9 protein-coding genes and 1 pseudogene are annotated in these 7,175 nt (G+C 75.7%); 6 read left to right on the top strand and 4 right to left on the bottom strand.

Going from position 1 to position 7,175, the window contains the following annotated elements:
• Window positions 1–220 (top strand): response regulator transcription factor (locus BIV57_RS20160; protein WP_139275737.1); only part of this gene is annotated, 220 nt, incomplete at its 5' end.
• A gap of 34 nt (window positions 221–254) precedes the next feature.
• Here BIV57_RS20160 and BIV57_RS20155 read toward each other — a convergent pair.
• Entirely contained in the window at window positions 255–806 is a 552-nt protein-coding gene (locus BIV57_RS20155; protein ID WP_071658271.1) for a hypothetical protein, read from the bottom strand.
• 96 nt (window positions 807–902) lie between these two features.
• Here BIV57_RS20155 and BIV57_RS20150 point away from each other — a divergent pair, with 96 nt between their 5' ends.
• The gene (locus tag BIV57_RS20150) at window positions 903–1,652 is read left to right on the top strand and encodes a response regulator transcription factor (RefSeq protein ID WP_071658270.1); all 750 of its coding nucleotides are present in this window, start codon (window positions 903–905) and stop codon (window positions 1,650–1,652) included.
• The gene (locus BIV57_RS20145) at window positions 1,649–3,037 is read left to right on the top strand and encodes a HAMP domain-containing sensor histidine kinase (RefSeq protein ID WP_071658269.1); all 1,389 of its coding nucleotides are present in this window, start codon (window positions 1,649–1,651) and stop codon (window positions 3,035–3,037) included. The genes BIV57_RS20150 and BIV57_RS20145 overlap by 4 nt, the downstream gene beginning before the upstream one ends.
• A gap of 122 nt (window positions 3,038–3,159) precedes the next feature.
• Here the strand turns inward: BIV57_RS20145 and BIV57_RS20140 are convergent, their stop codons facing one another.
• A complete protein-coding gene (locus BIV57_RS20140; RefSeq protein WP_071658268.1) occupies window positions 3,160–3,561 on the bottom strand; it encodes a hypothetical protein in 402 nt (133 codons plus the stop codon).
• Window positions 3,562–3,849: 288 nt separating this feature from the next.
• Between BIV57_RS20140 and BIV57_RS20135 the strand changes: the two genes are divergently transcribed.
• On the top strand, window positions 3,850–4,956 hold the full coding sequence (locus BIV57_RS20135; protein ID WP_071658267.1) for a chitinase: 1,107 nt from the start codon (window positions 3,850–3,852) through the stop codon (window positions 4,954–4,956).
• Here the strand turns inward: BIV57_RS20135 and BIV57_RS20130 are convergent.
• Window positions 4,944–5,558, bottom strand: coding sequence for an ATP-binding cassette domain-containing protein (locus BIV57_RS20130; RefSeq protein WP_071658266.1), 615 nt, complete (start codon window positions 5,556–5,558; stop codon window positions 4,944–4,946). The two genes, BIV57_RS20135 and BIV57_RS20130, sit on opposite strands and share 13 nt — an antisense overlap.
• 118 nt (window positions 5,559–5,676) lie before the next feature.
• Here BIV57_RS20130 and BIV57_RS20125 point away from each other — a divergent pair, with 118 nt between their 5' ends.
• Entirely contained in the window at window positions 5,677–5,910 is a 234-nt protein-coding gene (locus tag BIV57_RS20125) for a hypothetical protein (RefSeq protein WP_107409642.1), read from the top strand.
• Here the strand turns inward: BIV57_RS20125 and BIV57_RS20120 are convergent.
• The gene (locus BIV57_RS20120) at window positions 5,888–6,802 is read right to left on the bottom strand and encodes a phosphotransferase family protein (RefSeq protein WP_175548810.1); all 915 of its coding nucleotides are present in this window, start codon (window positions 6,800–6,802) and stop codon (window positions 5,888–5,890) included. The genes BIV57_RS20125 and BIV57_RS20120 overlap by 23 nt on opposite strands.
• A gap of 114 nt (window positions 6,803–6,916) precedes the next feature.
• Here BIV57_RS20120 and BIV57_RS20115 point away from each other — a divergent pair.
• Window positions 6,917–7,175, top strand: a pseudogene (locus BIV57_RS20115) (aminoglycoside phosphotransferase family protein); the annotation flags it as partial.

The following is a 7,175-nucleotide window of genomic DNA, read 5'->3' as shown; positions in this document are numbered from 1 at the left end:
GGCTGCTCCGGCTCCGGCCGCGGCGCCGGACGGGCTGACGACCCGGGAGACGGAGGTGCTCCGGCTGATCGCGGACGGGCTCTCCAACCAGGAGATCGCGGAGCGGTTGTTCGTCAGCGTGACGACGGTGAAGACGCACATCAACAACCTGTTCGCGAAGACGGGCGTGCGGGACCGCGCGCAGGCGGTGCGCTACGCCTATCGGCACGGGCTGGCCTGACTGTCGCGGTGCCCGGTGCCGCGCAAACCGTGCGCTACTGCTCGTCGGTCTGGACGATCGGGGGGTGGCCGTTCCAGGTGCAGTACACCGTCGACACCGAAGCCCCCATGCTGAACTGCACCCGCAGCCACTCCGCGCTCCGCCACACCTGAAGCGACCACCCCGCGTTCGGCGAGGCCGAGATGAGCTCCGCCGACGCCGGATGCAGCATCAGCGCCACCCGTCCCCCGCGCACCACCACCGTCTGCGTCGTCCCCTGCGCCGAGGCCGACGGCGAAGGGGAGGGCGACGGTGACGCCGACGGCGAGCGCGTCGCCGGGTGCGAGGGCGACGCCGGCCGCCGGGTCGGCACCGCCGAGTGCGTCGACGGCGAAGGCGGGGCCGAACGCGACGGCGCGGAGTGCGTCGGCCCGGGCCGCGCCCGCACCGTCGAAAGCCCCTGGTCCGTCACGGAGAACGCGCGCGGCGCGTCGTCCAGCACGCCGTTGCCCAGCGCCCCGCTCACCCCGAACCAGGAGAGCGCGATCGCGCCGCCCGTCGCGACCGCCCAGGCCGCGGCACGCGCCACTCCGCTGCTTCGTCCCACTCGGCGCCTCCGAACCACCGCCCACAGTCTGCCCCGCCCACCCGTCTCCCGACCACCGCTCCCGGGTGTTGCCCGAATCGGCTACCGTGACCGCCCATGAGCTCCGTACTCGTGGCCGAGGACGATCCGTTCGTGCGTTCGGCCCTGGTCCGGCACCTCACCGAAGCGGGGCACGCGGTGCGCAGCGTCGGCACCGCGCTGGAGGCGCTGCGCGAGGTCGCGCAGGTCGGCTGCGAGTTGGTGCTGCTCGACCTCGGCCTTCCCGATCTGGACGGCGCCGAGGCGCTGAAGATGATCCGCGGCGTCACCGATGTGCCGGTCATCATCTGCACCGCGCGCGACGAGGAGGCCGAGATCGTCCGGCTGCTCAACACCGGCGCCGACGACTACCTGGTGAAACCGTTCTCCCCCGAGCACCTCGCGGCCCGGATGGCCGCCGTGCTGCGCCGGGCGGGCGGCGGGCGCGCCTCCGGCGGGTCCGCCGCCGGCGCGCACCCCGGCGCGCGGCGCGACCCCGCGCTGCGCATCGGCGGCCTCACCGTGGACGTGCAGCGCCGCCAGGCCACCCTCGACGGCCGGCAACTCGACCTCACCCGCCGCGAGTTCGACATGCTCGCCTACCTCGCCGAGCGCCCCGGCGTGGTCGTCGCCCGCCGTGAGCTGCGCACCGAGGTGTGGCAGCAGGCCTACGGCGGCGACCAGACCATCGACGTCCACCTCTCCTGGCTGCGCCGCAAGTTGGGCGAGACGGCATCGCGGCCGCGCTATCTGCACACCGTCCGCGGCGTCGGCGTCCGCCTGGAGCCGCCGGAGGCGGCCCGCCCGCCGGAGGCCGGCGCCCCATGAGGTGGGCGCTGTTCCGGGTCGCGGCCGCCGTCACCACGATGGTCGCGCTCGCCTTCCTCGTCCCGCTGGGCTGGATGGTGTGGGAGACCGCCCGCGACCGCGCCTTCACCGCGGCCGAGCGGCAGGCCGCCGCCTTCGGCCCGGCGCTCGCCATCACCACCGACCGGGTCGCCCTGGAGCGGGCGCTGGCCAGCAGCGAGGGCGGCGCCGAGCACCGCATCGCCGTCCATGTGCCGCCGATCGACGGGCAGGGCGCCACCACCATCGGGCAGGCCCGCGCCTCCCGTTCGGACGTCGCCGCCACCACCGCCGACGGACGCGCCTCGACGGTGCGCGTCCCGTCCGGCTACGCCCTGCTGCAGCCGGTGGCGGTGGCCAACGGGCGGATCGCGGTGGTCGAGGTGTACGTCCCGTCCGGGCAGCTGAGCTCGGGGGTGCTGCGGGCCTGGCTGATCCTCACCGGGGTGGCGCTGGGGCTGGTGGCGCTCTCGGTGGCGGTCGCGGACCGGCTCGGCACCCGGCTGGTGGCCGCGGCCGGACGGCTCGCCTCGGCCGCCCGCGACCTGGGCGACGGCCGGCTGGGCGTGCGCGTCCCGATCGAGCCGGACGACGCCACCCCGCGTGAACTGCGCGACGCCGGCGCCGCCTTCAACAGCATGGCCGACCGGGTGGTGCAGCTGCTCGTCAACGAGCGCGAGCTCGCCGCGGACCTCTCGCACCGCCTGCGCACCCCGCTCACCGTGCTGCGGCTGAACGCCGCGGGGCTCGGCGAGGGGGACGCCGCCGACCACACCCGCGAGGCCGTGGCCCACCTGGAGCGTGAGGTGGACCAGATCATCGAGACGGCGCGCGGCCGCGGCCAGGCGGTGCGCGCCGAGGGCGCGCGGGTCGCCGCGGCCGGGTGCGACGCGGCCGAGGTGATGCGGGAGCGGGTGCGGTTCTGGTCCGCGCTCGCGGAGGACGAGGGACGGCCCTGGCGGCTGTCGGGGGACGAGACCCCGGCACCGGTGCCGCTGTCGAGGGCCGAACTGGGTGCTTCGGTGGACGCGTTGCTGGGCAACGTGTTCCGGCACACCGCTGAGGGGACGGCGTTCTCCGTGGACCTGCATGCGGCCCACGATGCTGTGATCGTGCTGGTGTCGGACGCCGGACCGGGCATCGTCGACCCGGAGGCCGCGCTGCTGCGCGGTCAGGGCGACGGTCGCGCGGGGTCGACCGGGCTGGGCCTGGACATCGCCCGCCGTGCCGCCGAGTCCACCGGTGGCGGGCTGGCGATCGGTCGTTCCGTCCTGGGCGGTACCGAGATCCGCATCCGCCTGCACACGGGTCCTGCTGCACCCGTTCCCCGTCCACGCACCCGCCGACGACGTCCAGGCGGAGCCTGATCGTCCCGAGTGGCGAACCGAGCGGGCCAGCCGAATTCCGTCGGACCTCTCACCGGACCGGGGTCGGGTGGGGTACCGGAGCGGAGGGGCGGCAAACCGCTACCAGCGCGAAAGCGCGAACGCTACGCCGCCAGCTCGTACAGGACCGCCCCGACCGCCGCGTCCGCGTCCTCGCCGGACGAGCCGTCCGAGCCGGACCCGGAGCCGCCGGCGCTGCGCGCCGCCGCACCCGATCCCGCCGACGCCGAGGACGCCTTGGCCGAGCCCTTCAGCCCCGCAAGACCCTGCGTGCCGCGTCGCCGCGTCGCGATCCGATGCGTCAACCGCATCCCGCGCGCATTGCGCCGCACCACCAGGATCAGCTCGGCGACGTCCACCGTGCCGGTGGCGTCGTCCGCCGCTGAGCCGTCCGCGGTGACAGCCGCGGGCCCGGCGGCAGAGCGGGTCGTCGCGATCGCGACAGTGATCAGAAGGGCGGCGAGAATGCCGCCGACAGCAGCGAGTACAGAAGCAAAAGCCGACATGGTGCGCTCCTTCGCGTTCGTCCTGCCCGGCCGGTGCGCCCGGCAGGTCCGTCCGAGAACGCGCTCATCGGAACACGCGCGCCGCCACCCCGCGACGCAAGCGCGCCGCCCTCCGGGCCGAAGTTCACCCAGTCATACGAAATGCTCCCCCGACGAACGCCGCACCGCCCGAAATCATCTGATAGGCAGTCATCCCGGACGTCGGTCCATTAAGCCGTCCCTAAGCGCGGATTGGCGCTCCCTGAGACCCGCCCACCGGCGGCCCGCGGGGCCCTAGCGTCCCTGGGCATGACAACCGCGAACCGCAGCCGCACCACTCCCGCCCGTCGGCACCGCCGCTCCCGCAGGCCCTGGATCGCCGGCGGCACCGCCCTCGCCGCGGCGGCCGCCGCGGTCGGCGCCGTCGCGCTCAGCAACGCCGCGGACGCCTCCACCTCGCACCACGCCGCCACCGCCAAGGCCGCCCCCGCCGCCACCGCGGCCGCCGGCACCGGACGCTTCTCCCCCTACGCGGACACCTCGCTCTACCCGCCCTTCGACCCGGTGGCCACCGCCAAGGCGGACGGCGTGAAGACCTACAACCTCGCCTTCCTCGTCGCCGGCGGCGGCTGCACCCCCAAATGGGGCGGGCAGACCGCGCTGGGCAGCGACCCGGTCGCCGCAAAGATCGGCGCGCTGCGGGCCGCGGGCGGCGACGTCCGGGTCTCCTTCGGCGGCGCCAACGGCACCGAGCTGGCCCAGGCCTGCTCCTCCGTCAGCGCGCTCACCGCCGCCTACGACCAGGCCGTCACCCAGTACAAGCTCACCCAGGTGGACTTCGACATCGAGGGCGCGGCGGTCGGCGACACCGCCTCCATCGCCCGCCGCGACCAGGCGATAGCCGCGCTGCAGAAGGAACACCCCGGCCTCGCCGTCTCCTACACGCTGCCGGTGCTGCCCAGCGGGCTCACCGCGCAGGGCGTGGCGGTCGTCAAGGACGCCAAGGCCAAGGGCGTGAAGATCGCCGCGGTCAATGTGATGGCGATGGACTACGGGGACGGCGCCGCGCCGAACCCGTCCGGGCAGATGGGCGCCTACGCCATCAAGGCCGCCACCGCGACGCAGGCCCAGGTCAAGGGCGTGCTGGGGGACACCGACGCGGACGCCTGGAGCAGGATCGCGGTCACCCCGATGATCGGCGTCAACGACACCGCCACCGAGCGGTTCACCCTCGACGACGCGGCCAAGCTGGTCGCCTTCGCCAAGCAGAAGCACCTGGCGTGGCTGTCGATGTGGTCCGCGGCCCGCGACAAGGCCTGCTCGGACGGGAACACCAGCTCGGCGGAGCCGACCTGCAGCGGCGTCGCCCAGTCGGCGAACGCCTTCGCCAAGGCGTTCAACGCCTACACCGGCTGACCGCCCCCGCGACTGCCGGCCCGTCCCGCGCTCCCCTCCTCCGCGCACCCCACGCGGGACGGGCCGGCCCCGTGCAGCCGGCGGCCGCCCTCCATCAGCACCACCCGGTCGGCGGCCCAGGCCGCCTCCGGGTCGCGGCCGGCGGTGACCACCGTCCGCCCGGACGCCACCAGTTCGCGCAGCCGCTCCAGGATGCGCCGCGCCGCCGCGGCGTCGAAGCCCGCGGTGGGCTCGTCCACCAGCAGCAGCCGGGGCAGCGTGGGATCGTCCGGACGCCAGCCCAGCACGGCGGCGCCGTAGCCGATGGCGATCCGGGCGCGGCAGTACCGGGCCCGCTCGCGGCGGCGCATCACCAGCAGGTCCTCGCCGTCCACCTCGACGGAGCCCGCCGTCGGCCGGTCCAGACCGGCCGCGCAGCGCAGCAGCGCCGACTTGCCGGCGCCGGACGGGCCGAGCAGGGCCGTCCACGCCCCCTCCGGGAAGTCCACCGACACCCGGTCCAGCGCCGTCACGGCGCGCGCCCCGAACCCGTGGACCCTGCGGACCGCCCTCATGCGCACGGCGATCTCAGGGCCCGCCACCGGGTCCGTCTCCGCATCCACTGCTTCTCCCACGACCATGCCAACCAGTGAAGCGGGACGGGAAGTCCGGGGCACCAGCGCTGGAGTGAGTTCCGGGGGTGGCACCAGTGCCACCCCCGGCCCGTGCCAGACTGAGCGCATGACCGATAATCAGGACATTTCCGGCACTTCGGAGCTGGCGGCCGGGGCGGAGCCGACGGACCAGACAGGCCCCGCGGACCCGTCGGACCCCGCGGACCCGTCGGACGCCGAGCCGCGCGCCGCCTGCGTCCTCTGCGGCAAGCCCACCGACCTCCCGGACAGCACCCCCGGCCGCACGCTCTGCCCGCGCTGCGACTGGGAGGAGACCGTCAACTCCCAGTGCACGGGGTGAGCCCCGCCCACCCCGGCGGCAGCGGCCCGGCGTCCGCGAAGAACCGCAGCACCTCCAGCAGCCGGCTGCCCGGCTCCGCCGACCACCAGGACGCGCCGAGCACCGGCGAGCCGCCCGCCAACCGGCCCAGCGCCCAGTGCAGTTGGCGGCCGAGCACCCGCGCCGCCCAGGAGCGCACCAGCTCCGGATCGCCGGCCCGCTCGCCCAGGTAGCCGTCGAGCACATAGGGCACCGCCCGCAGCGGCACCTTGGCGAAGTCGACGGCCGGGTCGGCGAGTTCGGCATCCCCCCAGTCCAGCAGCGCGGTGAGCGCGCCCGTCGCCGGGTCGGCGAGCAGGTTCTGCGGCGAGGCGTCGCCGTGCACGAGCACCGGGCCCGGCCCCCGCGTCGGCGCGGCCCACTCCTCCAGCCGGGCGAACCAGGCGTCCAGCCAGCCGCCGGCCCCGGAGCCGATCCAGCCCGCCGCGACCAGCGCGGCGGTGTCCGCCCGCGGGCCGTCGCCCTCCTCGAACCCCGGCACCCCCGGCACCGGCCCCACCTTCGCGTGGACCAGCGCCAACTCCCGTCCCACCGACCGGAAGACGGCGCCCGCGGGGTCGCCCTGCGCCCGCACCGGGAGCGCGGGCTCGGCGCCGTGCGCCCGGCGCACCACCAGGAACGGCCGACCGTCCGCCAGCTCCCCGGCCTCCACCAGATCCGGCGTGCGGACCCCCGCGGCGACCGCGGCCGGGATCACCGCGGCCTCCTTGCGCAGGTCCGCCTCGCAGCCCGGCCGGGCCACCCGCAGCACCAGCTGACCGCCGCCGACGAACCACACCCGGTTCGCCGCCCCCTGCACGGGCGCGGCCACCGCGTCCGGCCCCCAGCGCGCCGCGACCTCGGCGTCCTCCATCTGCACCACTCCCTGCTCCGTCGTCCGTCCGGGCACGAACCTTCCAGATCACGGCCGTTCGCGCCGCCGCAATTCGCTACCGTCCACCGGGCGCCCCGGCATAGCGTCGTCCCCATGCCCATCGAGATCCCCCAGGCCCTCGCGGACAGCCACCGCGCCCACAGCACCGGCAGCGGCTGGATCGACGCCTTGCCCGCGCTCGCCGCGGAGATGCTGGAGCGCTGGGCGCTCACCCCGGCCGGGCCGGGCCGCCACGGCGTGGTCGCGCTGGTCGTCCCCGTCACCACCGCCGACGGCACCCCCGCCGCCCTCAAGCTGCAACCGGTGGACGAGGAGAGCGCGGACGAGCCCGTCGCGCTGCGCGCCTGGGACG

The organism is Mangrovactinospora gilvigrisea, assembly GCF_001879105.1.
Classification (GTDB): Bacteria; Actinomycetota; Actinomycetes; order Streptomycetales; family Streptomycetaceae; genus Mangrovactinospora; species Mangrovactinospora gilvigrisea.
This window is presented reverse-complemented; position numbering and strand designations above follow the sequence as displayed.